General features: G+C 39.9%; 23 protein-coding genes. 10 read left to right on the forward strand and 13 right to left on the reverse strand.

The features are described from left to right. Together ACO6S2_RS04465 and panD are read right to left on the reverse strand one after the other, a co-directional pair. A complete protein-coding gene (locus ACO6S2_RS04465) occupies positions 1-696 on the reverse strand; it encodes an ABC transporter ATP-binding protein (RefSeq protein ID WP_422361320.1) in 696 nt (231 codons plus the stop codon). Positions 697-792: 96 nt separating this feature from the next. Then, positions 793-1,161 carry an aspartate 1-decarboxylase gene (gene panD, locus ACO6S2_RS04470; protein ID WP_422361321.1) on the reverse strand — a complete coding sequence of 123 codons (369 nt, stop codon included), beginning with the start codon at positions 1,159-1,161 and terminating at the stop codon, positions 793-795. A 195-nt stretch (positions 1,162-1,356) separates the two neighbouring features. Here panD and ACO6S2_RS04475 point away from each other — a divergent pair, with 195 nt between their 5' ends. The 3 genes from ACO6S2_RS04475 to ACO6S2_RS04485 are packed head-to-tail and all read left to right on the forward strand — an operon-like array spanning position 1,357 to position 3,857. Then, entirely contained in the window at positions 1,357-1,764 is a 408-nt protein-coding gene (locus ACO6S2_RS04475) for a YciI family protein (RefSeq protein WP_422361322.1), read from the forward strand. Between the two features lie 38 nt (positions 1,765-1,802). Further along, positions 1,803-2,474 (forward strand): arylesterase, encoded by a 672-nt coding sequence (locus ACO6S2_RS04480; protein WP_422361323.1) that lies wholly within the window; start codon positions 1,803-1,805, stop codon positions 2,472-2,474. Between the two features lie 15 nt (positions 2,475-2,489). Next, the gene (locus ACO6S2_RS04485) at positions 2,490-3,857 is read left to right on the forward strand and encodes an alanine/glycine:cation symporter family protein (RefSeq protein ID WP_422361324.1); all 1,368 of its coding nucleotides are present in this window, start codon (positions 2,490-2,492) and stop codon (positions 3,855-3,857) included. Here ACO6S2_RS04485 and ACO6S2_RS04490 read toward each other — a convergent pair. The 4 genes from ACO6S2_RS04490 to ACO6S2_RS04505 form a co-directional block, all read right to left on the reverse strand. Continuing rightward, positions 3,844-4,968, reverse strand: a complete 1,125-nt coding sequence (locus ACO6S2_RS04490) for a DUF3179 domain-containing (seleno)protein (protein ID WP_422361325.1) — start codon at positions 4,966-4,968, stop codon at positions 3,844-3,846. The genes ACO6S2_RS04485 and ACO6S2_RS04490 overlap by 14 nt on opposite strands. Continuing rightward, positions 4,965-5,795 (reverse strand): hypothetical protein, encoded by an 831-nt coding sequence (locus ACO6S2_RS04495; RefSeq protein WP_422361326.1) that lies wholly within the window; start codon positions 5,793-5,795, stop codon positions 4,965-4,967. The genes ACO6S2_RS04490 and ACO6S2_RS04495 overlap by 4 nt, the downstream gene beginning before the upstream one ends. A gap of 499 nt (positions 5,796-6,294) precedes the next feature. Continuing rightward, positions 6,295-7,260 carry a YpdA family putative bacillithiol disulfide reductase gene (locus tag ACO6S2_RS04500; RefSeq protein WP_422361327.1) on the reverse strand — a complete coding sequence of 322 codons (966 nt, stop codon included), beginning with the start codon at positions 7,258-7,260 and terminating at the stop codon, positions 6,295-6,297. Positions 7,261-7,269: 9 nt separating this feature from the next. After that, on the reverse strand, positions 7,270-7,863 hold the full coding sequence (locus ACO6S2_RS04505) for a 5-formyltetrahydrofolate cyclo-ligase (RefSeq protein ID WP_422361328.1): 594 nt from the start codon (positions 7,861-7,863) through the stop codon (positions 7,270-7,272). 111 nt (positions 7,864-7,974) lie between these two features. On the opposite strand from ACO6S2_RS04505, the gene ACO6S2_RS04510 reads away from it, so the two are divergent. From ACO6S2_RS04510 to ACO6S2_RS04520, 3 genes are all read left to right on the forward strand, one after another. Next, positions 7,975-8,547 (forward strand): RNA polymerase sigma factor, encoded by a 573-nt coding sequence (locus ACO6S2_RS04510; protein ID WP_422361329.1) that lies wholly within the window; start codon positions 7,975-7,977, stop codon positions 8,545-8,547. Beyond that, entirely contained in the window at positions 8,540-8,797 is a 258-nt protein-coding gene (locus ACO6S2_RS04515; RefSeq protein ID WP_422361330.1) for a hypothetical protein, read from the forward strand. The genes ACO6S2_RS04510 and ACO6S2_RS04515 overlap by 8 nt, the downstream gene beginning before the upstream one ends. Before the next feature lie 86 nt (positions 8,798-8,883). Beyond that, complete coding sequence (locus tag ACO6S2_RS04520) at positions 8,884-9,552, forward strand: energy transducer TonB (protein WP_422361331.1); 669 nt, start codon at positions 8,884-8,886, stop codon at positions 9,550-9,552. 55 nt (positions 9,553-9,607) lie between these two features. Here ACO6S2_RS04520 and ACO6S2_RS04525 read toward each other — a convergent pair whose 3' ends face one another. Continuing rightward, positions 9,608-10,801: a sodium:calcium antiporter gene (locus tag ACO6S2_RS04525; protein ID WP_422361332.1), complete on the reverse strand. Its 1,194-nt coding sequence runs from the start codon at positions 10,799-10,801 to the stop codon at positions 9,608-9,610. 400 nt (positions 10,802-11,201) lie between these two features. Between ACO6S2_RS04525 and ACO6S2_RS04530 the strand changes: the two genes are divergently transcribed. The 4 genes from ACO6S2_RS04530 (at position 11,202) to ACO6S2_RS04545 (ending at position 18,286) form a co-directional block, all read left to right on the forward strand. Next, on the forward strand, positions 11,202-11,636 hold the full coding sequence (locus tag ACO6S2_RS04530; RefSeq protein WP_422361333.1) for a TerB family tellurite resistance protein: 435 nt from the start codon (positions 11,202-11,204) through the stop codon (positions 11,634-11,636). A gap of 174 nt (positions 11,637-11,810) precedes the next feature. Continuing rightward, positions 11,811-14,213 carry an efflux RND transporter permease subunit gene (locus ACO6S2_RS04535; RefSeq protein ID WP_422361334.1) on the forward strand — a complete coding sequence of 801 codons (2,403 nt, stop codon included), beginning with the start codon at positions 11,811-11,813 and terminating at the stop codon, positions 14,211-14,213. A gap of 50 nt (positions 14,214-14,263) precedes the next feature. After that, the gene (gene ileS, locus ACO6S2_RS04540; RefSeq protein ID WP_422361335.1) at positions 14,264-17,638 is read left to right on the forward strand and encodes an isoleucine--tRNA ligase; all 3,375 of its coding nucleotides are present in this window, start codon (positions 14,264-14,266) and stop codon (positions 17,636-17,638) included. 12 nt (positions 17,639-17,650) lie between these two features. Beyond that, on the forward strand, positions 17,651-18,286 hold the full coding sequence (locus ACO6S2_RS04545; protein WP_422361336.1) for a lipoprotein signal peptidase: 636 nt from the start codon (positions 17,651-17,653) through the stop codon (positions 18,284-18,286). A 76-nt stretch (positions 18,287-18,362) separates the two neighbouring features. Here ACO6S2_RS04545 and accD read toward each other — a convergent pair whose 3' ends face one another. From accD to ACO6S2_RS04575, 6 genes are all read right to left on the reverse strand, one after another. Continuing rightward, the gene (gene accD / locus ACO6S2_RS04550; protein ID WP_422361337.1) at positions 18,363-19,205 is read right to left on the reverse strand and encodes an acetyl-CoA carboxylase, carboxyltransferase subunit beta; all 843 of its coding nucleotides are present in this window, start codon (positions 19,203-19,205) and stop codon (positions 18,363-18,365) included. 80 nt (positions 19,206-19,285) lie between these two features. Then, positions 19,286-20,497: an NAD(P)-dependent oxidoreductase gene (locus ACO6S2_RS04555; RefSeq protein ID WP_422361338.1), complete on the reverse strand. Its 1,212-nt coding sequence runs from the start codon at positions 20,495-20,497 to the stop codon at positions 19,286-19,288. A gap of 257 nt (positions 20,498-20,754) precedes the next feature. Then, positions 20,755-21,522 (reverse strand): TIGR00266 family protein, encoded by a 768-nt coding sequence (locus ACO6S2_RS04560; protein WP_422361339.1) that lies wholly within the window; start codon positions 21,520-21,522, stop codon positions 20,755-20,757. An 18-nt stretch (positions 21,523-21,540) separates the two neighbouring features. Further along, entirely contained in the window at positions 21,541-21,735 is a 195-nt protein-coding gene (locus ACO6S2_RS04565) for a hypothetical protein (protein WP_422361340.1), read from the reverse strand. Then, complete coding sequence (gene gltX, locus ACO6S2_RS04570; protein ID WP_422361341.1) at positions 21,728-23,269, reverse strand: glutamate--tRNA ligase; 1,542 nt, start codon at positions 23,267-23,269, stop codon at positions 21,728-21,730. Before gltX ends, ACO6S2_RS04565 begins: the two co-directional genes overlap by 8 nt. Positions 23,270-23,341: 72 nt before the next feature. Next, positions 23,342-23,719: a RidA family protein gene (locus tag ACO6S2_RS04575; protein WP_422361342.1), complete on the reverse strand. Its 378-nt coding sequence runs from the start codon at positions 23,717-23,719 to the stop codon at positions 23,342-23,344.

Below are 23,719 nucleotides of genomic sequence, written 5' to 3' on the forward strand. Positions count from 1 at the left end.
TCAGCTGGCAATAGAAGCTTTCATAGAGGATTCAACCATTTTTCCACCCTTTAGGTGTATGACATGATCAGTTTTTCGAGCGAGTTCGACATCATGTGTCACTAATACCAGTGCGGTGCCCTTTTCTCTATTTAGGGTGAAGAGTAGATCTTCAATCTTTTGCCCTGTTTCCTCGTCCAAGTTGCCGGTTGGTTCATCTGCGAAGAGGACTTTGGGTTCATTAGAAAAAGCTCGGGCTATGGCTACCCTTTGTTGTTCGCCACCTGATAGTTGAGAAGGGTAGTGGTCGGCACGCTCACCTAACCCTACTTGTTCTAGTAAGTTTTTAGCGATAGGCTCTGCTCCGCTATCTCCTCTTAGCTCTAATGGAACCATTATATTTTCTAATGCAGATAATGTAGGGATCAATTGAAAATTCTGGAAAATGAAACCCACATGTTCATTTCTGACTTGTGCTCGATCATCTTCATTAAGGCTATTGAGTTTGATCTGATTGATTTCTACAGAACCCTCGTCAGATTGATCGAGACCTGCAGCCAATCCTAAAAGAGTGGTTTTGCCACTGCCCGAAGGGCCAACGATAGCCAATGATTCGCCGGCTTGAATGGTAAAACTTATATCATGAAGTACCTGAAGTGACTTTGATCCGCTTTGATAAGTTTTTGAAAGTCCTTCGACCTTAAGAATTGTAGACATGTAATCTGATGTTTCCGAATTTTACGGAAAGTAATACCAGAAGTTTATCTGTGCAAGTATGACTTATATTTCCAAGGGCTTTATCGCCGGAAATAATTAGTTGAAATTCATGTCTCGATTGAGCTCATACGATTCTTCGAGCCACTGCACGAATTTATTATTCTCGTCAACAAGGATAGTCTGTGGTTTGATCTCCTGGTCTGTCAATTCATAACCCATGATGATGATCTCCTCTCCTTCGTTAATTAAGTGAGCGGCCGCCCCATTCATGCAAATGGCCCCTGAGCCTCTTGGCCCTTCGATCACGTAAGTTTCTAATCGTGAACCTGATGTATTGCTCACCACCTGTACTTTCTCACCTTTTCTCAACCCAACCAAATCGATTAAGTCTTTATCAATAGTGATACTTCCTACATAATTAAGATTCGCCTCGGTGACCACCGCTTTGTGAATCTTCGATCTCATGATCCATCTCATACGCTTCTTGACTTTAATGTTGCACCGCGAAATTAAATAAATTTCGAGGCAGTTGCATTGAACCCTGCAAAATTAGGCTTTTTACCTAAACTAGAATAATCTCAAAAAAGTTTGCTCTAGGAACAAATCCTATGAAATTCGTCATTTTGATTAACTTGGATATTCAATTAGATTTTATTGACCATGAAAAAACTTACGTTCCTATTCTGCCTATGTCTGATGTCACAATTTAGTTTTGGTCAAACACCTCGTGAATTTGAATATCAAGACGGGGATACGACCTACATCATGAAGCAGTATTTCATGGGATTTCTTATGAGAGTGCCGGATAAGCCAGAACTTGATTCATTGAAAGTAGCTGAGATACAGCAGGCACACCTCGACTATATGAGTGAGAATGCCAAGACAGGTAGTTTGTTGATCGCGGGCCCTTTTGGTGATGATGGAGATATGAGAGGTATCGTCATCTATGATGTAGCTACCAAAGCCGAAGCTGATAGTATCATTAGCAATGACCCAGCAGTGAAAGCTGGAAGGCTCGCCATAGACGTCAAACCCTGGTGGGCAGCTAAAGGCAGTGTGCTGAAGTAGAGTGCGATGGGTTCCATATAAATTCCTATCTTCGACGGATGAATAGGTCAATAGTACTCATTGTATTGTATTTGCTTATGGCTTGTCAGCCTGAAAGTAAAAGGGAGCAAGCAAGTAATCGATCTTCCGAAAAATCAGAAGCGGTAGAGTCAGCACAAAAAAAGAAAACCATCCTTTTTTTTGGTAATAGCATTACAGCAGGTTATCAATTAGATTTATCAGAAGCCTTTCCTGCCCTTATACAAGAGCGTTTGGATTCCCTTGGTTTTAATTATCGTACTGTGAATGCCGGATTGAGCGGAGAGACTACAGCGAGTGGCAACTCAAGAGTAGACTGGGTGCTAAAAAATCCTGTAGATATTTTTGTGCTTGAGTTGGGAGCAAATGATGGGTTAAGAGGAATTAGTGTAGAAGAAGCCAGAAAAAACCTTGAATCCATTATACGAAAGGTGAAAGAGAAATATCCTGAGTGCAAAATATTGCTTGCTGGTATGATGGTACCACCTAACATGGGCCAAGAGTATTCAGATAGTTTCCAAAAAATTTATCCTGACTTGGAAAAAAAATATAAGATTCCGTTGATTCCATTTCTGCTTGATGGTGTTGCTGGTAACCCGGAATTGAACCTTGAAGACGGAATTCACCCAACGCCGGAAGGCCACCAAATTCTCACTGAAAATGTATGGAAACATTTAGCTCCCATGCTCTAATTACAATACTTAAACATGTTTGAAATACTAAAGTCTCTGGAGAATTTTTTCAATGTTGCCGTTGGTTATGTCTGGGGTATGCCATTGCTTATTTTGCTACTTGGAGGAGGTTTGTTTTTTACTTTCTATGCTCGATTTCTTCCTTTTCGATACTTCAAACATGGTATAGACGTACTGAGAGGTAAATATGATAGTGAGGAGGAAAAAGGAGAAATCAGCCACTTTCAAGCTTTATCTGGTCATTTGGCAGCTACTGTTGGAATGGGCAATATCAGTGGAGTAGCCCTAGCTATTGTTGCCGGTGGTCCTGGTGCTATTTTTTGGATGTGGGTAAGTGCTCTACTAGGCATCACAACGAAATTCTTCACTTGCTCACTTGCCGTTATGTATAGGGGAAAGGACAGTCAAGGTGATTTGCAAGGTGGTCCTATGTATGTGATTCGTGAGGGTATGCCGAAGGTTTGGAAGCCACTAGCCGCATTTTTCTGTATAGCGGGATTGTTTGGTGCTACACCTATTTTTCAGGCGAACCAAATTGTGCAGGTTACTAAGGACGTTATCCTCAGGCCCATGGGATGGATGGGTTCAAATGAACTGGTTATCAATGTAGGAATTGGGTTGGTCATTACATTTTTCACAGCACTAGTCATTTTTGGAGGATTAAAGAGAATTGCAGATGTAGCTTCTAAACTAGTACCTGCTATGGTTGTAGTATATGGCTTGAGTGTACTGTTGATTATGCTTCTCAACGCAGAGTCTGTGTTAGAAAATTTCTTCCTGATTTTTGAGGATGCCTTTACGGCCAATGCTGTTCTCGGGGGAGCCGTCGGCGCCGTTATCATAGAAGGAGCCAAAAGAGCAGCATTCTCAAATGAAGCCGGTATAGGAACTGCGCCTATGATGCATGGGGCTGCAAAAACCAATGAACCTATCAGAGAGGGGCTTGTAGCCATGTTAGGGCCAGTGGTTGATACGCTCATTGTTTGTACGATGACTGGACTTTGTATTCTTTCTACTGGCGTCTGGCAAGCTGGTGGAAATGATGGTATTTCATTGACTGCTCAGGCGTTTGAAAATTCTATTCCTGTGGTTGGCCATTACATACTTTTTATTCCAGTGTTGATCTTTGCCTTTACTACTGTTTTTGGTATGGCATATTATGGAAAAAAGTGCTTTTCTTATTTATTTGGTGCAGAGCACGGCCATCTATTTAACTATTGGTATGTGGCTATCATTGTAATAGGTTCCGTATGGTCATTGAATGGCGTGGTAAACCTCATCTTCGTGATGTATGGCCTAATGGCGGTTCCCACTATGGTTTCTGCTATTTACCTATCTCCCAAAGTGTTGAAAGAGGCAGAAAGGTATTTCAGAGATCTTTAAAATCATCAAAAGTATAGATTTTAACCTGCTTACCTTTGATAAGGCCTAACACCCGTTCTTTGGGTCCAAGACTATTATTTTGGTTGGATATGGGAAAAGAAACACGTTCAGAAATCCTGTAATCATCATATATAGATTGATTATATAGATAGTTAAACCCTGTATTCGTACTTAGAAGTTTGACATCGCCTTGGAGTCGTTTAGCTCTGTTAAAGGTGGATTCATAAACTTGAATTGGACTTATTTCTTCTGCCAAACAATCTCCGTTGATGGAAACCTCTAATATCTGAGACCAATAACTCTCAGTAGCGCGATCATATAAAATGAGATTATTGTTGTACAAAAGCCCTGAGACACCAAATTCAGAAAAATCATCTTTTACTTCACTCCTCCAAGCTCTGGAGGTACCAGTTAAAGGACAATAACTTAGGGCAATATTTATATCCTCTATTTTGTCATTTACAATTTCATGGTACTCTAGAATTTTGTGAGGATAGACATGGCTAGAATTCCCCACGGTAAGAACAGTTACCAAATCATGCTGGCCTAATGAACTGTAAAAAGGATCATCCACAAATTCTTTTCCCGAAAGAGGTATAAACGTTGGATTGTCTATAGATGGGATGCCGTCGCGAGAGCTTCCTGTGAAAATGAAGTCACTATTGACTAACCATCCTTCGGACGGCTGGTCTAGCGTATGGGTAAGGACCCGACCATCATAAAGGATTGTACTTTCAAAAAATGCAGGAAAGAAAAACCAATACCCTACCAAGAAATTGACCTTATTGAGGTCAAGGTTATTGCTGCCTTCAGCATCTAGTGATTTACCATTGATGTCATAAGTGTTTCCAAATTGATCCTGAAGAACAGCAGGTGCAATGTCTGGAGACATGCTCAGGATTAGTGGTTCGGTATATTCAGAGTGATCACGGCTAAACGCTACTAGTGTCTGATTTAAACCATCAGCAAAAATGGCTACTGACTCACCCGAAAACTCATCATTGATTACTCCCTGAACAAGGTTTAGTTCAGAAGATCTCAGTGGTTCGTCTTCCTGACAAGAGAATAACAAAGACACCAAAACCAAGAAAGTGTAAAACCTTTTTATCATAGTACCATGTTTATTGAAGCACTCAGTTGTGAAGTTGTGCTTAACTGTAACCCGTTCAAGTTTCTATATAAAGGAGCACTGGCATTTATTGAAAAGAAAAATTCAGGAGTTAAAAACACATTCATGCCAACGCTTGAATTGATCCAGTGTCCGCCAGTATTGGTATTTTCAAACTCTCCATCAAACTCGTCCTGACTTCTATATTGATAGGATGTCCCAAGAAACATATCTGTTACTAAATTGAATAAAAGAATATGATAACCCATGCCGGCATAAATCAAATACTGATTTCCGAATTTATAATTAGGGTGCGCCTTAAAATTTTTACCCTTTGAATTTAAACGCAGTGCAGTTTGATTCTCAAGAGAGAACTTTTTCTTCTTTCCTAAATACCAACTTGATTGAACTATAAACGCGAAATCATAAGAGCCAGTTCCAGTTTGCATACTTATTGGAAAAGCAAGATTGTTTTCTCCTTCTTTATCTGTACTTCCTGTGGGTGTCTTTATGCTTAAGGCTGAATTTAGATTTAATGAATTGAATTTTTTTGAATAGGTCAACCAGACACCAATATCTCCTATTCCTTTATTGACATATTCTGTGTTGTTGACAGAGAGGTCAACGATTTCTTTTTGCCATAAATATGGAATTGAAAGTGAAACGCCAAATTGATCACTGAGCGCATAATCTATTTGAAATAAGAGAGATGAGACTTTTCTCGAGATATGAGAATTCCCTATTGATTCGTCATTAAAAAAAAGGTCATTATTATAGTTGTATCCATAGAATAAGTGTGTGCTCCATTGACCTTGGCTAGTATTAGGCATAGCAAAGGCATCAAGTACTGGTACTCCTCCTGTGCAACAAGTTTGCCCATGCGCAAAACTTGAAAGGAGTAACAACAATAAGAATATGGTACTTCGAATAGCCGTAATTTTTATGGTTTAATATTCAACAGTAATCAATTCTATGAAGTTCAAATATCATAGTATTTATCAATAAAATATACTCGTCAGCGCTTGTTTAAATAACGGACCGCACAGTACCCTATGATTATCAGTATGCCATAACCTACGAGGCCAGGTAGAAAAATGGGGCCAAACATGATATCAAAAGAAAAAGGCCATTGACTCCAAATGTAGGAAGATATCATTTGACCAAGCGGAAAGGTCAAAAAGAGGATGAACAAATAAGAAGCCCAGCGAAATTTATCGACCCTTTTCAACGCTATCGCCAATATTGCTCCCATAAATATCAGCGTAATGCTCCCTAAGACAGCACTCATTATGAATACTTCAATCGTAGGAGTGGGTAACTGCTCAAACATTAGGCGTTCTTTGATATTTTTTTAATGATCACCTCAGCATGAACTCTAGAGTTCTCAATAAACCATTTATTAGTCTGAAGGCCACCGCAAATCACCCCAGCGAGATAAATACCTTCAATATTTGTTTCCATTGTTTCAGGGTTATGGATAGGTGTTTGCATCTCATCCTTGCCAATGGTAATGCCAAGTGATTGTAAGAATGAGAAATTTGGTTGATAGCCAGTCATGGCCAAAACGAAATCATTGGCCAATGTCAAAGGACCTCTTGGGGTTTTAATATCCACTTCGGTTTCTCTTATTTCAGTAATAGAAGAATCAAAATAAGCCTTGATAGAAGATTCTTTTATTCTGTTCTCGATATCAGGTCTGACCCAATATTTCACTCTAGGATTGATCTCTGGTTCGCGCACCACCATGGTGACTTCAGCGCCTTTGCGATAAGTTTCTAGGGCCACATCCACAGCTGAATTGGCTGCACCCACAACGATCACTTTTTGCCCAAAATAAGGATGGGGCTCATCATAGTAGTGTTTTACTTTAGGCAAGCTCTCACCAGGTACGTTGAGCAAAAAAGGAAGGTCATAAAATCCAGTAGCAATAACTAAGTGCTTTGCTTTGTAGGAGGCCTTTTCTGTGATTACCTCAAAAAATTCGTTTCTTTTTACTTCTTTGACTCCTTCATACAAGTTTACATTCAGATCCCAGGAAGTGGTTACCCGCCGGTAGTATTCAAGTGCTTCAGCTCTTGTTGGTTTATTGTTATGGGATATGAAAGGGACTCCTCCGATCTCCAACTTATCGGAGGTAGAGAAGAAGGTCATATTCATAGGGTAGTTGTATAACGAATTGACCAGGCAACCCTTCTCCAAAATTTGGTAGGAAAGATTGTTTTTCTCAGCTTCAATTCCACAAGCCAGACCTATAGGACCGGCACCTATGATTACTACATCTAAGATATTACTCATACTGCGAATTTATGAATTGAATTCATAGACACCCAACGGAGTAATACAATAGTCCATGGGAATATCATGTGATTCAGTAAATAGAATCTCGTCCAGTGGAGGAGCTAGGCTCAGCCCCACTTTAACGCAATCCGGAGCGCATTCAGATAAGAATCGATCATAGTATCCTGCACCATAACCGATACGCTGTCCTTTGCGATCAAATACCAGCAGAGGGATGAGGATTACATCTAAATCTTTTGGCAAAACCTGGGTACCAAATTGTGGTTCTGGAATACCGTATTTGCTTTCTTTGAGTTGTTTGTAGTCTTCAAAAAGGTAATGAGTCAACTCGTTGCTGTTAGTGCTACATTTCGAAACTACGATTTGTTTGTTCTTGTTCTTTAGCCATTCAATCAAGGGCCAGGTATTTACTTCTTTGTTTTTTTCTATAGAAAGAAATGAATGCACGATTAATCCAGGATGCTCTTCGAAGAATTGATGGAAGTGATAAAGGAGTCTTGCATTTTTTTTATCGAAATCTTGAGCACTCAACATTTTTCGCTTGCGAAGATAAACGGTGCGATACTTTTTTTTATCGACAATGGCAGGAGATTGAGTCATAGACCGAAATTAACACATATCTATGTATGGCATTATTTTAAGACGCTTATTTTTGATATATAGCTGTGACTTTTTATGATAGGCCGGATTATACCTACAAAGATTAATTCATTGGATACAGAAAACCGTAAAGATTGGGAAGAAGAGGAAATGATTGCCAAGGCGAAGGAGGACTTGCGATACTTCGAACCAATCTACAAAAAGTATTATGAGGCGATCTTTAGGTATATTCATAGGAAAACAGACGATGAGAATTTGGCTGCAGACCTGACATCAAAAGTATTCATGAATGCTATGCATTCGTTAGATAAATTTGAATTCAGGGGAGTGCCATTTGGGGCTTGGCTATATAGAATAGCTACCAATGAAACCAATAAACATTACAGAGATAACAAAAAACGCCTCTTGAGTTTGGAAGATCATAAGGTGAATTTGGTAATGACGTGTAGCGAACTCGATGATGCAGATATTGAAAAGAAGCAAAGGGTTCTGACTGAGTTGATCGGTGAGTTGGAAGAAGAGGAAATTAGAATATTGGAATTGAAATTTTTTGAAACCAAAAATTTCAAGGAGATAGCCTTCATTTTAGATAAAAAAGAAAGTGCTGTTAAAATGAAAATGTATCGCTCGCTCGATAAATTGAAGAAGCGATATGAAAAAATGAACGAGCTGAAGAATGACTAGATACGACATTAGATTGAGGAGGAAGGCGTTGAGTAAAGGTCAGATTGAAAGACACATGGATTTCAAAGGCCTTTACCCCAAAGAGCCAAAGGAAGGCAAGAAAGGTCGTTGGTTTAGGATATTGGCGATTGTATTAGCGGCCTTGGCCATTGGCGCCATGATGTACTCTGGTATAAAAAGAATTCAGGAAAGGCAGGTACCTGAGTCGCAAGATGAGGTTGATATTTTTGATGAGTTCAAAACAGAATAAATAAAAGAAAAGAGACTCGCCCGGGATAGTCTTAGTTCTGATTCACCAAGGTGGTGAACGTATTACTAACTATAAATTCAATAATCATGGAATTAAGAAAAAATCCAAAGATCGATTTGGAACGGAAGAGAAGCGTCTTTTTCAACATAGGGCTTGCCATTAGTTTGATGCTGGTCGTATCTGCCTTTGAGTGGCGGTTTCAGGAAGATGCTATATGTGTGTTGCCAGAACCAGAATCAGCGTTTGATGATTTGATAGATATTCCGGCTACAGTTATTCCTCCACCGCCCCCTCCAGTAAAACAACCCATTTTAGTGCCTGTGCCCAATGAGGATCAAATTGAAGAGGAAGTGGAGGTGATAATCGATGCTGAATTTGAAGAAACAGAGGTTATTGAGGATCCAATCTTCGAAGAACCATTGCCGACGGAGGAACCGGATGAAATATTCGACATCGTCGAGACTCAGCCTGAGCCTATGGGAGGTTTGTCAGCCTTTTATCAGCATGTCGCGAAGCAGATGAAATATCCAAACCAAGCACGACGCATGGGGATAGAAGGTAAAGTATATGTTCAATTCGTAATTGATAAGAGTGGAAAGCTCACGAATGTCCATGCTATTAAAGGCATTGGTGCAGGGTGCGATGAAGAAGCTGTTCGTGTAATTAAAAACGCTCCAGATTGGTCGCCGGGCAAACAAAGAGGACGACCAGTGAAAGTTCGGATGATTCTACCCATTACATTCAAACTGGGATAACAAAAAAGGCGAATCATTCGATTCGCCTTTAGTTTCTTTAATTCGTTTGTTATCGTCAGCCGATAATTAACCTAACTGTAGATACAAGGAAATCTGCGATTGAGTTGGCGATCGGGTTGTTAGCACTTCTTCCAATGATATAGGCAATGAATACAAAATAAATACCCAAGAGCAAGAAGGCCTTTGTTTTGCCAATATACTGCGAGGATGTGAATATGATTACCGCTAAAATCGTTAATAATAATAGCAAGAATCGAATTTCACTACTGATGGCGATATCAGAAGGCTCCATTTGTATCGGCCCATGCAAAAGACAAAAAATGAACAATGGAAAGCCTAGAGCAAAGCAAACATCGAAAATGTTACTTCCCAGTGCGTTTGATATGGCGTCATCATATTGCCCTCTTTGTGCATCTTTTATAGAAATAATAGTATCTGGGAAACTGGAAGCTGCTGAAGCGAGCACCAATGCCACAAACATCAATGGAATACCCAACCCATTATATGACCCTAAGTAGGGTACTTCATATACTTCAGACCCCATCCATTCACAGGCAATTACTAATAAGTAGCATACAGCTGCAATAGACATGGTTGAAAATATAAGTAGTGGCCAAGCGTTTTTTCCTGTGACTTTATTGTTTCGGATAAAAAGGTCTTCCAGGTTGAATGAGATCAAGCTGATAAAGAATGAAGGTGCTTCTCCACGTTCTTCTTCCTCCTCTTCTTCTTCTTCTTCCACATCATTCGATTCGGCGTTCTTCTGATTGCTTCTCATAGACATAAACATGTAAGTGATGTAAATCACATACACGCCCATCAATACAAGGCCGTGATACCAATCTAATACTGACCCACTGATAAGAACTAGGAAAATGGCTTCTGTGATGATAAGAGAAATACCATCTCTCAGCATCACCTTCTTGGAAACTTTGATTCTTCGAGCTAAGCCGATTCCAATGACTGCAATAACCGAAACGGCGGGAATAACCATACTGTTGAATATGGCGCTACCTGCAGTGGTACCTATTCCACCAGCAAAACCATCGGCATCCATTAAAACAAACAAGAAAAACAATGAAGTAAACACTTCGGGCATAGAACTGGCTATCGCATTAATTGATGCTCCTCGTACTCCCTCTGAAAGATTTCTGCCTATATATTCTGATGCAGTCATGAAGCCATCTCCGGCTCTCCATATTACTACACAGCTTATCGCGATTAAAATCAACGGTATTATGATGCCCATATATTGTATTATTTTAAGTTATGCTAGGTCTACATGTTATAGAGTAAAGAAAGCACAACTCAATATATATAATGTTTTTAATATGCTGATTGGGTTTCTAAATTAAAGCATTTTTTTAAACTAATGGCAAACTGATGTCAAATATGTAAGCATTTCAACTTCAAGGCCTTGTTGATATTTGTTTCCGATTCACTAAATAATGCTGATGGAATTCTTAATTTATCTAATAAAATCGATTGTGAGCTTTTAACAAAACGCGATTGATTATGAAATAAGGGCTTGATTTGATCTAATGATTCATGCCGTTATGGTGATCCTGTTATTTTATGTATCTTTAGTTAGAACTAATAAAAACCTACCTAATCTATTTGAACATACAAATTGATTTAAATTCTTACCTTTGAATGCAACCGGCATTTACTATAACCTTGATAAAATAATGAGTATTAAATCACAATTAAGCATGCTAGTGAAGTTAGCAAACATTGATAATGACTTTGCTGACGATGAAAGAGATATGATATTGATGGTGGGCAAAGCCAATGGAATTTCTGAAGATGAGATTAACGGATTGCTGGAGAGCCCAGAACCATTACCCCCACTGAGCACAATGACTGATGATGAAAAATTTGAATATCTCTTCAATGTAGTTCAACTAATGAAAATTGATAAGGAGGTTTTTTTAAGTGAAGTAAAATACTGTGAGGAAGTGGCGGTAAAGCTTGGATTTAAAAAGGCAGTAATAGCAGAGCTTTCAGCTAAAGTTTATTCTGACCCAACTATTGTGGCAAACAAGGAGTCTTTAAAAATGGCAGTTTTGAAGTATCAAAATTGAGTACTGGAGCACAGTTTGAAAATATTAAAAAGGAGGAATGTTCCTCCTTTTTTTGTATCAATATTTTAGTCTTTACATCCGAAAATAGATCGCAATTTTTAAGATGTCAGACTAAAAAAACAACGCCTTATTTAAATAGTAAAAATCCTTACCTTTGCAGATTCATTTTTGCTCATGTGGTATAAACTTTCACAAATCATACTCAAGCACAGGCTCTTATTGATCCTTGCACTTTTTGGCATTACAGGCTTCATGGCCTATAAAGCACAAGAAGTTAAATGGTCATTTAGTCTGGCTAATATCGTTCCGAAAACGGACCCTGAAATGATATATTTCAAGGAGTTCAAGAAACAATTTGGGGAAGATGGCAACATTCTGGCCATTGGTATCAAAGACAGCACGGTCTACCAAGAGGACAACTTTCGAAAGTTGAAGTACATGACGGATGAGCTCGCTAGCATCAGGTATGTGAAGGATGTATTGAGTTTGCCAAGTCTAAAGAGGTTGGTCAAAAACAAAGAAGACAATCGATTTGAGTTAAGAAATGTTTTTGACGATGTTCCTTCTGATCAGAGTGACCTTGATAGTCTAATTGCTTATTGCCAGAGTCTGAAGTTTTATAGTGGACAGCTGCTCAATGCAGAAAATGGGGCTAATATGGTTTTGGTGACCATAGAAAACGAGGTGATGAACTCAAAGGCTCGTAACACAGTGGTGGGAGATATTCTACAGGTTACCGAGCAGTACAAAGAGCATACTGGTATCGATTTGAGATATGCAGGCCTCCCATTTGTTCGATATATCAATACAGTAAAGATTAAAAAGGAACTTAATATGTTCCTCATTTTCTCCGTGATAGTCACGGGATTTATTCTCTTTCTCTTTTTCAGATCATTCAAGGTGGTGTTTGTGGCACTCTTTATTATCGGAATGATAGTAGTCTGGGTAATGGGTACGCTCGCGCTGTTTAACTATGAAATCACCTTGTTGACCGGCTTGATTCCTCCAATTATTGTTGTCATCGGGATCCCTAATGCAGTATACATGCTCAATAAATATCACCAGGAATATTTTCAGCATGGTGATCAGAGAAAAGCACTCGAGAGAATTATTCGAAAAATAGGCATCGTTACGTTGATAACAAACTTTACGACGGCTGTTGGATTTTTAGTGTTGGCCTTCACGGATATCGTTGTACTACGGGAGTTTGGGGTTATTGCTGGAGTGAATATTCTTGCCACGTTTGTGGTAAGTCTGATCATGATACCAGCAGTGTTTTCTTTTTTGAAACCGCCATCAAGTAGACATTTGAAGCATTTGGAATTTGTTCCGTTAGATAAGGTTTTAACTGGGTTGGACCTCCTAGTGCACCGACACAAATACTACATATTTGGGGCAGCTGCAATTATTGTGGTACTCTCTGGCTACGGAATCTCGAAGATAGAAGCGAGGTCATATATGGTTGATGATCTGCCTGAAGAAAGTCAAGTGAAACAAGACTTGAAGTTTTTTGAGGATAATTTTTCCGGAGTTATGCCTTTGGAGATTATCATCGATACAGGCACGAAAAAAGGAGTTCAAAGTCTCAAGAATCTGAAGAAGATTGATGAGTTTGAAACTTTCCTCAATTCACTGGACAATGTTTCACAACCGCTTTCTGTGGTTAGTTTTATCAAAGCGACCCGACAGGCCTTTTATAATGATAATCCTAGCAAATATGCACTTCCAAACAATCGGGATAAGAATTTCATCTTCAGGTATTTGAAAAAGGAGTCAGACCAACAAGGCATTTCAAAGGCATTCGTAGATAGCGTAGGGCAAAAGATTAGAGTGTCTCTGAAGATTGCAGACATTGGGTCTAACAAATTGGATGTGTTGGTCAATGATGTGATTCAACCCAAGATTGATGAAATATTCGGCGATACCAAAATGAAAGTTTCCATTACTGGAACCACTTTACTATTTATTAAAGGCAATAAATTTTTGATTGATAATTTGATCACCAGTATGATCATTGCATTTTTCATTATTGCTTTGATCATGGCGGTATTATTCAGAAATTTCAAAATGATCATTTTGTGTTTGATCCCAAATATAATTCCACTGATGATCACAGGAGGAATGATGGGGTTTGCAGGCATTCCGTTGAAACCAAGTACGGCGTTGATCTTTAGTATCGCTTTTGGTATTTCAGTAGACGATTCTATCCATTTTTTAGCCAAGTACAGACAGGAGCTGTTTGCCAACAACTTTTTTGTACCAGTTGCAGTTAGTAAGAGTCTAAGGGAAACTGGGGCGAGTATGATCTATACTTCTATTATTCTCTTTTTCGGTTTTGTGATTTTTGCGGCATCGGAGTTTGGGGGAACTGTTGCTTTGGGAGCACTGACATCAACTACTTTACTCATGGCTATGTTGACCAATTTGATTGTGTTGCCTGCGCTTTTACTAAGGTTTGATAAAGGTAGTAGAGATACGCACAGTCATCCGCTGATTGAGAAATATCCAGAATTCTATGATGAGAGGGAAGATGAAGAGATCGATTTGGATATGATCGAAGTGAAAGAGTCTAATTAACCCATACTGAGTTAGAAATCATTTTTTAATACGTATTAGAAAATAAAACATTGAGTTACAAAGAATATAAGAATATCAATTACGCTGAGGTTGCAGATGAGGTATTAGAGTTTTGGAAGAAAAATGATGTATTCCAGAAGTCTGTAGATGAGAGAGAAGGTGCAGAAACCTTTGTGTTTTACGAAGGTCCTCCATCGGCCAACGGTACACCAGGGATTCACCACGTGATGGCCCGTGCCGTAAAAGATATTTTTTGTCGATACAAAACGCTCAAAGGTTATCAGGTAAAAAGAAAAGGGGGCTGGGATACGCATGGTCTTCCTGTTGAACTTCAGGTTGAAAAGGAGCTGGGTATTACTAAAGAAGACATCGGTTCTAAAATCTCTGTAGAGGAATATAATGCCAAATGCCGTGAGGCAGTAATGAAGTTCAAAGATCAATGGGATGACCTGACTGAGAAGATGGGTTACTGGGTTGACTTGGACGATCCGTACATTACTTTCGAGAAGGACTACATCGAAAGTTTATGGCATCTATTGAAGAAATTTTATGACAAGGGCCTTTTATACAAAGGTTATACGGTTCAGCCTTTTTCTCCAGCTGCAGGAACTGGTTTGAGTTCACATGAGTTGAACCAGCCAGGGACTTATAGAGATGTAAAAGACACTTCCGTTGTTGCTCAATTCAAGGTAAAAAAATCTGATCTTTCAGCTAAGTTGTTTGATGGAGAAGAGGATTTATTCTTTTTGGCCTGGACAACCACACCCTGGACATTGCCCTCGAATGGAGCATTGGTAGTTGGTAAAAAAATAAAGTACGTGAAAGTGAAAACTTTCAATCAGTACACCTTCAAACCTATTTCTGTAATCCTTGCCAAGGACTTAGTAGGAAAGTATTTTTCTGAAAAGGCGAAAGAGGTTGCTTTGGAAGATTATAACGGAGGGGACAAGCTGATTCCTTGGAACATTGAAGCAGAATATACGGGTGCTGATTTGCTGGATATTCGATACGAGCAATTGTTCCCGTATGTGACTAATGAGGACCTGGAAGTCAATGCATTCAAGGTAATCCCTGGAGATTATGTAACGACGGAAGATGGTACGGGTATCGTACACGCAGCAGCCCTTTTTGGGGCAGATGATTACTTTGTTTCCAAAGCAGCGGGTGTACCACCTGTTGTAGCGAAAGATGAAAAGGGAGATGATATTCCTTTGGTAGATAAGCAGGGTAGATTCATTCCAGAAGTTACCGACTTCGCAGGGAAATATGTGAAAGAAGAATATTACTCAGACGAAGAAAGAAAAGCGGACGGTTTTAAGCCTACGGATGTTCTTATTGCCATCCATTTGAAAGAAGCCAACAGAGCTTTTAAAGTAGAAAAATACGAACACAGCTATCCGCATTGCTGGAGAACTGACAAGCCAGTATTGTACTATCCCTTAGACTCATGGTTTATCAAAACTACAGCCTACAAGGATCGACTGGTTGAACTGAACAATACTATCAACTGGAAGCCGGCTTCAACCGGTAGCGGTAGATTTGGCAACTGGCTGGAGAATCTGGTGGACTGGAACTTGAGTAGATCAAGATATTGGGGTACGCCATTGCCTATCTGGGTAACTGAAGATAGACAAGAGCAGAAATGTATTGGCTCAATTGCTGAATTGGAAGGAGAAGTGAGAAAGTCCATCGAAGCAGGCTTTATGACTGAGGAGTTAGGAGAAGACTTTGATTTGCACAGGCCCTATGTAGACGATATAGTTTTGGTAAGTGATTCTGGTAAAAGAATGACTCGTGAACCAGACTTGATCGATGTGTGGTTTGATTCTGGGGCGATGCCATATGCACAGTTCCATTTTATGGGAGATGACCCTACAGCCGATACTCAGGCAGAAGGAGGACTGAGCGATGTGTACCCTGCGGATTTTATCGCTGAGGGAGTGGATCAGACTAGAGGCTGGTTCTTTACGCTTCATGCTATTGCTGTTATGCTATTTGACAAAGTATCTTTTAAAAATGTGATAGCCAACGGTCTGGTACTTGATAAGAATGGTAACAAGATGTCAAAGCGCTTGGGCAATGCAGTGAATCCATTTGAGACTTTGGCTAAATATGGACCGGATGCTACTCGTTGGTACATGATCTCCAATGCCAACCCTTGGGACAACTTAAAGTTCGATATTGAGGGAGTTGCCGAAGTGCAGCGAAGGTTCTTCGGAACGCTTTATAATACTTATAACTTCTTCGCATTATATGCTAACCTGGACAATTTCAGTTTTAGCGAAAGCGAAGTAGATAATACGAAAAAGACAGAAAGTGATCGTTGGATTATCAGTAAGTTGAATACGCTGATTGGTCAGGTAGATGAGGCCTACAATGAGTATGAGCCTACCAAAGCTGCTCGTATGATTCAAGATTTCGTTATCGACGACATGAGCAACTGGTACGTGCGCCTGAACAGGAAACGATTCTGGAAAGGTGAATACAATGACGATAAAATGGCTGCTTATCAGTCGCTTTATACTTGTTTGAAAACCATTGCAAAACTAGCTGCTCCGATTGCGCCGTTTTATATGGATCGCTTGTATAATGACTTGAATGCCGTGTCAGGACATGAATCTCATGATTCAGTGCATCTTTCAAACTATCCAGAAGCCAATCCTGATTTGATCGACAAATCTCTTGAGATCAGAATGGAAATGGCACAAAAGATTTCCTCTTTGGTTCATTCCTTGAGAAAGAAGGAAAAGTTGAAGGTACGTCAACCATTGTCTAGAATCATGATACCTGTGTTAAATAAAGACACGGCTACTCATGTGAAAGCGGTTGAGGAATTGATCCTAAATGAAGTAAATGTAAAGGCCATTGAGTTTTTGGATGACACTTCGGGTATTCTGGTCAAGTCTATCAAGCCTAATTTCAGAAAGCTGGGTAAAGAACACGGTCCAAGAATGAAAGAGATATCTCAGAAGATAGGGGCTTTCACAAAGGATGACATCACGAATTTAGAGGCAAACAACAGTTTTGAATTGGACTTGGGCGACCAAAAAATAAATTTAACGTTAGAGGATGTTGAGATCAGTTCACAGGATATTCCGGGTTGGTTAGTGGCCTCTGAAAATGGATTGACCGTAGCCTTGGATATTCAATTGTCTGATGAGTTGAAACAAGAAGGTGTGGCCAGAGATTTAGTGAATAGAATTCAAAATTTGAGAAAAGACAGTGGACTTGAGGTCCAGGATAAGATCGCGGTGCAGCTGCAGGGTTCTGATGAATTGTTGAAGGCTTCTGTCGATTCGTTTAAGGATTATATTTGCCAAGAGACACAAGCTAATGAATTGAACCTCGTTTCAGAATTGGAAGGGGGGCAAGCTTTGGAGATGGATGAGTTTGAGGTGGCTGTGAAACTAAATGTTGTAAAATAAGAAGAAAATAGCGTGAAGTATTATAAATATTATTTGCTGAGTTTGGGGATCATTCTATTGGATCAGGTGGTGAAGCTATTGGTTCATTTCAATATGGATATGGGAATGCCTGGTCAAATTCATGTCATTGGTGATTTTTTCAAGCTGTACTACCTCACTAATCCGGGAATGGCATTTGGAATGAAGTTGGGAACCGAATATGGTAAATTGTTCTTGACGTTATTTAGGTTGGTTGCCATGGTAGGTATTGGTTATTACCTCTACACACTTATCAACAAAGGCGTCCACAAGGGTATGCTGATTTGTATAGCTATGATTTTAGGCGGAGCGATAGGGAATGTAATTGATAGTACTTTCTATGGAGTGTTTTTGGATAATGCACCTGTAGGTTCTCCTACGCCCTGGTTCTATGGTCAGGTGGTTGACATGTTCTATGTTGATATTTGGGAAGGTCATGTTCCCGATTGGATGCCTTTTATGGGAGGTAAGTATATGTCGCTGTGGCCTGTATTTAACGTAGCAGACGCCTCCATATTTGTTGGGGTATTTGCTATACTTATCTTTCAGAAGAAATTCTTCCATGAAGAAGAAGAGGAGGAAAATCAAGACTCTGCTGTTCAAACAGAAACGGTTGAAGTAGAGGCCTGAGAAAAAGGATCTAAAGAAACAAAAAGGGCTTCAAGTGAAAACTTGAAGCCCTTTTTGTTATGAGTCATTTAAGAATCTAGTTCTCCAATAGCTCTAATAACGTAGTTAATTTTCTTTTCAGGCTTCTTCTATCTACTATAAAATCCAAGAATCCATGATCTAAGACAAACTCAGCGCTTTGAAAGCCTTTTGGTAGATCTTTTCCGATGGTTTCTCTAATCACCCGTGGCCCTGCAAATCCAATCAACGCACCAGGCTCAGCGATATTGAAGTCACCTAGCATAGCATATGAAGCCGTTACCCCGCCTGTAGTGGGGTCTGTCAATAATGAGATGTAAGGAATTTTGGCCTCTGACAATAGTGCTAATTTTGCTGAAGTCTTCGCCATTTGCATTAAAGAGAAACCGGCTTCCATCATTCTAGCACCTCCCGATTTTGAGATCATCAAAAATGGAACTTTGTTCTTTAGAGAGTAATCGATAGCTCTGGCAATTTTTTCTCCAACTACCGACCCCATAGAACCGCCAATAAAGCTAAAGTCCATACATGCGATCACGATATCCTTGTTGTGCATTTTTCCAACTGCACTTCTTACAGCATCTTTTAACCCTGATTTTTTCTGAGTAGCAGCTATTCGAGTAGGATAAGGTTTTGAATCTGTAAAGTTCAAAGGATCGGCTGAAGTCATTTCAGCATCCAGTTCTTTAAACTCGTTATTGTCAAACAAAATTTCAAAGTACTCCTTAGAGCCAATTCTTACATGATAGTCATCTTCAGGACTTACGTACGAATTGTTTTTGAGCTCTCGCATGTGAACAATTTTACCGCTAGGGGTTTTGTACCACAGCCCATCAGGAGCTTCTTTTTTTGCAGTTGTAGGCGTCTGGATGCCTTTGTCTTTTCTATTAAACCAAGCCATAAATTACCTTTTGTTAGAAGGATTGCAAAGATATATTAGTTGAGAGACTTTCGAATATGTGCAGTTAGTTATTTGAACTTTTACTCTTTACCGTCTGCATAATCTTGTAAATAATCATAGTGAGAGGTCAATTTCCCATTCTCAGCAATCGTTGCTCTTTCAATTATTTTATCAGGGTCATCTCCTAGTAAACACGGAAGTACATTGTTTACCAATTCTTTTCCAAAGTCTTCAGAGGCATTTCTAGGCAACTCGCAAGGCAGATTGTCCACTGACATCACAGAAATATTTCCTTCATCAGAAAACGGAGGCATCTCTTGACCTGTGGTTGGGTCATAGTCAAATACTGGCTCATCGATAGTTGCCGGACGAATAGTAGATGGAATTGAACCTTCAATATCACAGGTTACATCTGCAATGATGTTGATTTTGAAATCTCTATGAGTCGCCTCTTCTCGAGTGAAAAGCACCGGTGCAGCTGGATGCCAGTAGGCACAAGCAATCAAAAGGTCTGCGCATTTGGCGTATTGATAAAAATCAGATTCAAAATTTTCCGGATGTTCGAAAAATTCTGATCTTGTAAATTCCTTTCCTTCTTTGTGCTTGTTATAATCTCTACTGTTCAACTGAGTAAAAACTGGTTCTTGAAAGTCTTCATTCACAAATCTTTCAGGAGTAACCTTTCGAATGTTCAATCCTAATAAAACTTCCATGGCGCCCTTGGCCACACGGCCACCACCAGTGATAACAATTTTAATATTGGGAAGCTTTACCTTGTTAAATTCCGTCTTCATATCTTCTAAATCAAAGCACTCATGTGCTCGTCTGATATTGAAGAGGTTATATCTTTTTCCGAAGGACCAAATGCCGTTATATGCACCTACGATACCTGCATATCTACCGAACGCAATAATGCGCTGACTGTTGGCATCAGTCAAGGTTTCATAGTCAATGAGTCTGATGTTTTTATCTAGTACTTCATTGAGCAACTCCCGATTGTACTCTTGCTTTTTGATCGTGTGAGAAAAAAAGAAGTATGTTTTATTAGGAATCAGTTTGCCTAATGGGACCTCCTTAACGCCAAATATGACATCGCAGTCATCTACAGCATCCACCAATTCAATTCCTTCATTTTGGTAGTCATCATCCGAAAAGCATCTGATATCACTTTTCTGGCAAACTAAATCAAGCTCAGAGAAATTCTCCTTAATTAGTTTGGCTTGCGATGGAATGATAGCTACACGTCGGTCGATTGGAATTTTACCTTCTTTGAGGATGCCAATTTTAGTCATTTGTAATGGGTTATCTGAGTATCAAATTGTGTCGCAAATATGCTTCATTTTTACTCGAATTGAAATGACTGCAAAGACTTCATTTTAACTATCGTCATCCTCCGATGCGACGAAGGAGTGTTCGGGGGATCTGTTCTTTAAGGCAGATACGCACAAGGGCAGTCTGCCATGAATTACAGATTGCCTGAATTGATATTTTGACAGCGTATGTACTAGGCGTGCCTCTAAATCAATCGGGCAATGACGGATTCCCGATATTACTCCAAGAAATCTCCTAGAATGGAAGAGGCTTCCTTTCTTGAGTTTTTACCATAAGGAGCAATAGCCTGTATGAGTTTTCTGATAGGCATAGATTGAAGCCATACTTTTCCAGTTCCTTTCATAGTGGCTAGAAACATACCTTCACCGCCAAACACCATGGACTTGAGTCCTCCAGCGGATTGGATATCAAAGTCGAGGGTAGGTTCAAAAGCCACCACACAACCTGTGTCGATCCTGAGTGTCTCATTATTGAGTTGTTTCTCGATGACTGTTCCTCCTGCGTGCACGAAGGCCATGCCGTCACCTTGAAGTTTTTGCAAAATGAAACCTTCTCCTCCGATTAAGCCCGAGCCCAATCTTTTGTTGAGTGTGATAGAAACCTTCGTGCCTAGTGCTGCACATAGGAATCCATCTTTTTGGACAATGAGTTCCTGATTTGGTGATTGTTGTAGATCGATTGGGATTACTGTGCCAGGATAGGGAGCTGAGAATGCTACTTTTTTCTTTCCTGCTCCGTGGTTGGTGAAGTGTGTCATGAACAGCGATTCACCAGTCAAAACTCGGGTGCCGGCTGACACCAGTTTCCCTAAAAATCCCTGATTCGGTTCAGACCCATCTCCCATTTTGGTTTCAAATGAAATGCCGTCTTCCATAAATAGCATGGCACCTGCCTCTGCTACCACGGTTTCTCGGGGATCTAACTCTACTTCAACAATTTGAATGCTTTCGCCTTTGATTTCGTAGTCGATTTCATGGCTTCTCATGTGGGGTGTAATTTAAGTTTAGGAATTAGTTTTAGTGTCACTCAGATCATCTCGGTCCCTCAGTTTTTTGTCTTCGACATTTTTATTCAGAAATTGATTGAGTTCATCAATTTTTAGTGAGGACTTGATTTCTCCGAAAGAATTAATGTTGACCTCGAATCCCTCTAATTCGGGATTGACATTTGGTTTTTTCTTTTTGTCTTTTTTACTCATTGTTGGTTGCCTGATCAAAAGCGTTGGTTGCCTTTTTTATACGATCAGTCACTTCATTTGTTCCGAGCACTTCCATGATCTTCATAAGGTCGGGCCCGCCTGCTTCGCCAGTGATGGCTACTCTCAATATTTGCATGACCATGCCCACCTTGGTATCATTCTCAGCGGCTGACTGTTCCAAGGTGGTTTGAAAGTCTTCAGCTTTTAATTTCTGATGAGCAATTTTTCCTACAAAAGTGGAAAACACTGCTTTTGCCTCACCCTTCCATTTCTTACGTATTACTTTATCCACATACTCAGTTGGGGCGGAGAAGAAGTACTGTCCTTTAGAAAGCAAGTCTGGAATAAAGTCGATGCGCTCTTGAAGCAACTCGGCAATAGCCAATGCTTTTGAATCATCGCAAGATATACTGGCTGCTTTTGTTTGATTCGACAGAAGTGTAGCTAAATCTGAAGGCTGCATTTTCCGGATATACTGCTGGTTGAACCAAATAGCCTTATCAATGTCGAATTTGGCTCCCGCCTTGCTGATTCGTTCTATGGTAAATGCTTCTACCAATTCATTTAAGCTGAAAATTTCGTTCTCAGTTCCGGGATTCCATCCAAGCAATGCAAGAAAGTTGACAAAGGCCTGACTCAGGTAACCTTCTTCTTTAAATCCTTTCAATGACGCGTCTTCCTCGGTTACTTTCCATTCCATAGGGAAAATTGGAAAGCCATTTTTGGCAGCGTCTCTTTTACTGAGTTTGCCGTTTCCATCAGGCTTCAATAATAAAGGTAGGTGGGCAAATTTCGGCATGTCTTTTCCCCAACCTAAATATCGATAAAGTAAAACGTGCAGTGGGGCAGATGGCAACCATTCTTCCCCACGAATCACATGAGTGATTTTCATTAGATAGTCATCTACCACATTGGCCAGGTGGTAAGTAGGCATGCCATCGGATTTCATGAGTACCTTATCGTCCATGGTAGAGGTATGGACATTGACCCATCCTCGGATCATGTCATTCAATCGAATATCTTCTTTAGCAGGTACTTTAATTCGAATTACATATGGTTCCCCGGAGTCTAGTCGCTTTTGTACTTCTTCAGCAGGCAGAGTCAGCGAATTTTTCATTGTATTTCGAGTGATCGAGTTATAATTCAAAGAGTTGGCCTTGGCTGCTTTGAGCGTTTCACGCATTTCGTCCAACTCCTCAGCTGTATCGAAGGCATAATAGGCCGTACCTTCATCGATCATTTGTTGCGCGTATTTTGCGTATAGATTCTTACGTTCAGACTGTTTGTATGGTGCGTAATCTCCTCCTTGATCAGTGCCTTCGTCAATCTCAATGCCACACCAAGCCAAGGAGTCTTTGATGTATTTTTCGGCTCCTTCCACAAAGCGTGATTGATCAGTGTCTTCTATTCTTAGGATAAATTTCCCCCCATGCTTTTTAGCAAACAGATAATTGTACAATGCAGTTCGTACGCCACCAATGTGAAGGACTCCTGTTGGACTAGGTGCAAATCTTACTCTTACTTCGTTACTCATCGATCAAATGTTTACAAAAAAATATGCCGGAGGATATCCGGCACGGCAAATTTATCAATATTTCAGGCTAGATTATATGATGGCAATGCAGGAAATTTCCACATTAACATTTTTCGGTAGACAGCTTACTTCCACAGTTTCTCTCGCGGGAGGGTTGCTAGTAAAATACTCTCCATACACGCCGTTGATTTTCCCAAAATTGCCCATGTCACTCACGAATATAGAGCACTTGACCACATGAGAATAATCTGCACCAGCTTCCTTTAATATGGCTCCCATGTTTTTCATTACTTGATGAGTTTCTTCTTCGATACTATCAAGTAACAATTTGTCAGTACCGGGAACTAGTGCGATTTGTCCAGATACATAAAGGGTGTTTCCAGCTAAAGTAGATTGACTATAAGGACCAATGGGTGCTGGAGCATTATCGGTGTTGATGATTTTGTGCAT

This window comes from Reichenbachiella sp., from assembly GCF_965233835.1.
Lineage (GTDB): Bacteria > Bacteroidota > Bacteroidia > Cytophagales > Cyclobacteriaceae > Reichenbachiella.

What these genes read in the sequence shown, in the direction of transcription:
- ACO6S2_RS04525 (WP_422361332.1), bottom strand. Translation starts at nt 10,801, where the DNA reads ATGGGCATCATAATACCGTTGATTTTAATCGCGATAAGCTGTGTAGTA.
- ACO6S2_RS04495 (WP_422361326.1), bottom strand. Translation starts at nt 5,795, where the DNA reads ATGCCTAATACTAGCCAAGGTCAATGGAGCACACACTTATTCTATGGA.
- ACO6S2_RS04520 (WP_422361331.1), top strand. Translation starts at nt 8,884, where the DNA reads ATGGAATTAAGAAAAAATCCAAAGATCGATTTGGAACGGAAGAGAAGC.
- ACO6S2_RS04500 (WP_422361327.1), bottom strand. Translation starts at nt 7,260, where the DNA reads ATGAGTAATATCTTAGATGTAGTAATCATAGGTGCCGGTCCTATAGGT.
- ACO6S2_RS04535 (WP_422361334.1), top strand. Translation starts at nt 11,811, where the DNA reads ATGTGGTATAAACTTTCACAAATCATACTCAAGCACAGGCTCTTATTG.
- panD (WP_422361321.1), bottom strand. Translation starts at nt 1,161, where the DNA reads ATGAGATCGAAGATTCACAAAGCGGTGGTCACCGAGGCGAATCTTAAT.
- ACO6S2_RS04560 (WP_422361339.1), bottom strand. Translation starts at nt 21,522, where the DNA reads ATGAGAAGCCATGAAATCGACTACGAAATCAAAGGCGAAAGCATTCAA.
- accD (WP_422361337.1), bottom strand. Translation starts at nt 19,205, where the DNA reads ATGGCTTGGTTTAATAGAAAAGACAAAGGCATCCAGACGCCTACAACT.
- ACO6S2_RS04515 (WP_422361330.1), top strand. Translation starts at nt 8,540, where the DNA reads ATGACTAGATACGACATTAGATTGAGGAGGAAGGCGTTGAGTAAAGGT.
- ACO6S2_RS04475 (WP_422361322.1), top strand. Translation starts at nt 1,357, where the DNA reads ATGAAAAAACTTACGTTCCTATTCTGCCTATGTCTGATGTCACAATTT.
- ACO6S2_RS04480 (WP_422361323.1), top strand. Translation starts at nt 1,803, where the DNA reads ATGAATAGGTCAATAGTACTCATTGTATTGTATTTGCTTATGGCTTGT.
- gltX (WP_422361341.1), bottom strand. Translation starts at nt 23,269, where the DNA reads ATGAGTAACGAAGTAAGAGTAAGATTTGCACCTAGTCCAACAGGAGTC.
- ACO6S2_RS04485 (WP_422361324.1), top strand. Translation starts at nt 2,490, where the DNA reads ATGTTTGAAATACTAAAGTCTCTGGAGAATTTTTTCAATGTTGCCGTT.
- ACO6S2_RS04555 (WP_422361338.1), bottom strand. Translation starts at nt 20,497, where the DNA reads ATGACTAAAATTGGCATCCTCAAAGAAGGTAAAATTCCAATCGACCGA.
- ACO6S2_RS04565 (WP_422361340.1), bottom strand. Translation starts at nt 21,735, where the DNA reads ATGAGTAAAAAAGACAAAAAGAAAAAACCAAATGTCAATCCCGAATTA.
- ACO6S2_RS04465 (WP_422361320.1), bottom strand. Translation starts at nt 696, where the DNA reads ATGTCTACAATTCTTAAGGTCGAAGGACTTTCAAAAACTTATCAAAGC.
- ACO6S2_RS04490 (WP_422361325.1), bottom strand. Translation starts at nt 4,968, where the DNA reads ATGATAAAAAGGTTTTACACTTTCTTGGTTTTGGTGTCTTTGTTATTC.
- ACO6S2_RS04575 (WP_422361342.1), bottom strand. Translation starts at nt 23,719, where the DNA reads ATGCACAAAATCATCAACACCGATAATGCTCCAGCACCCATTGGTCCT.
- ACO6S2_RS04505 (WP_422361328.1), bottom strand. Translation starts at nt 7,863, where the DNA reads ATGACTCAATCTCCTGCCATTGTCGATAAAAAAAAGTATCGCACCGTT.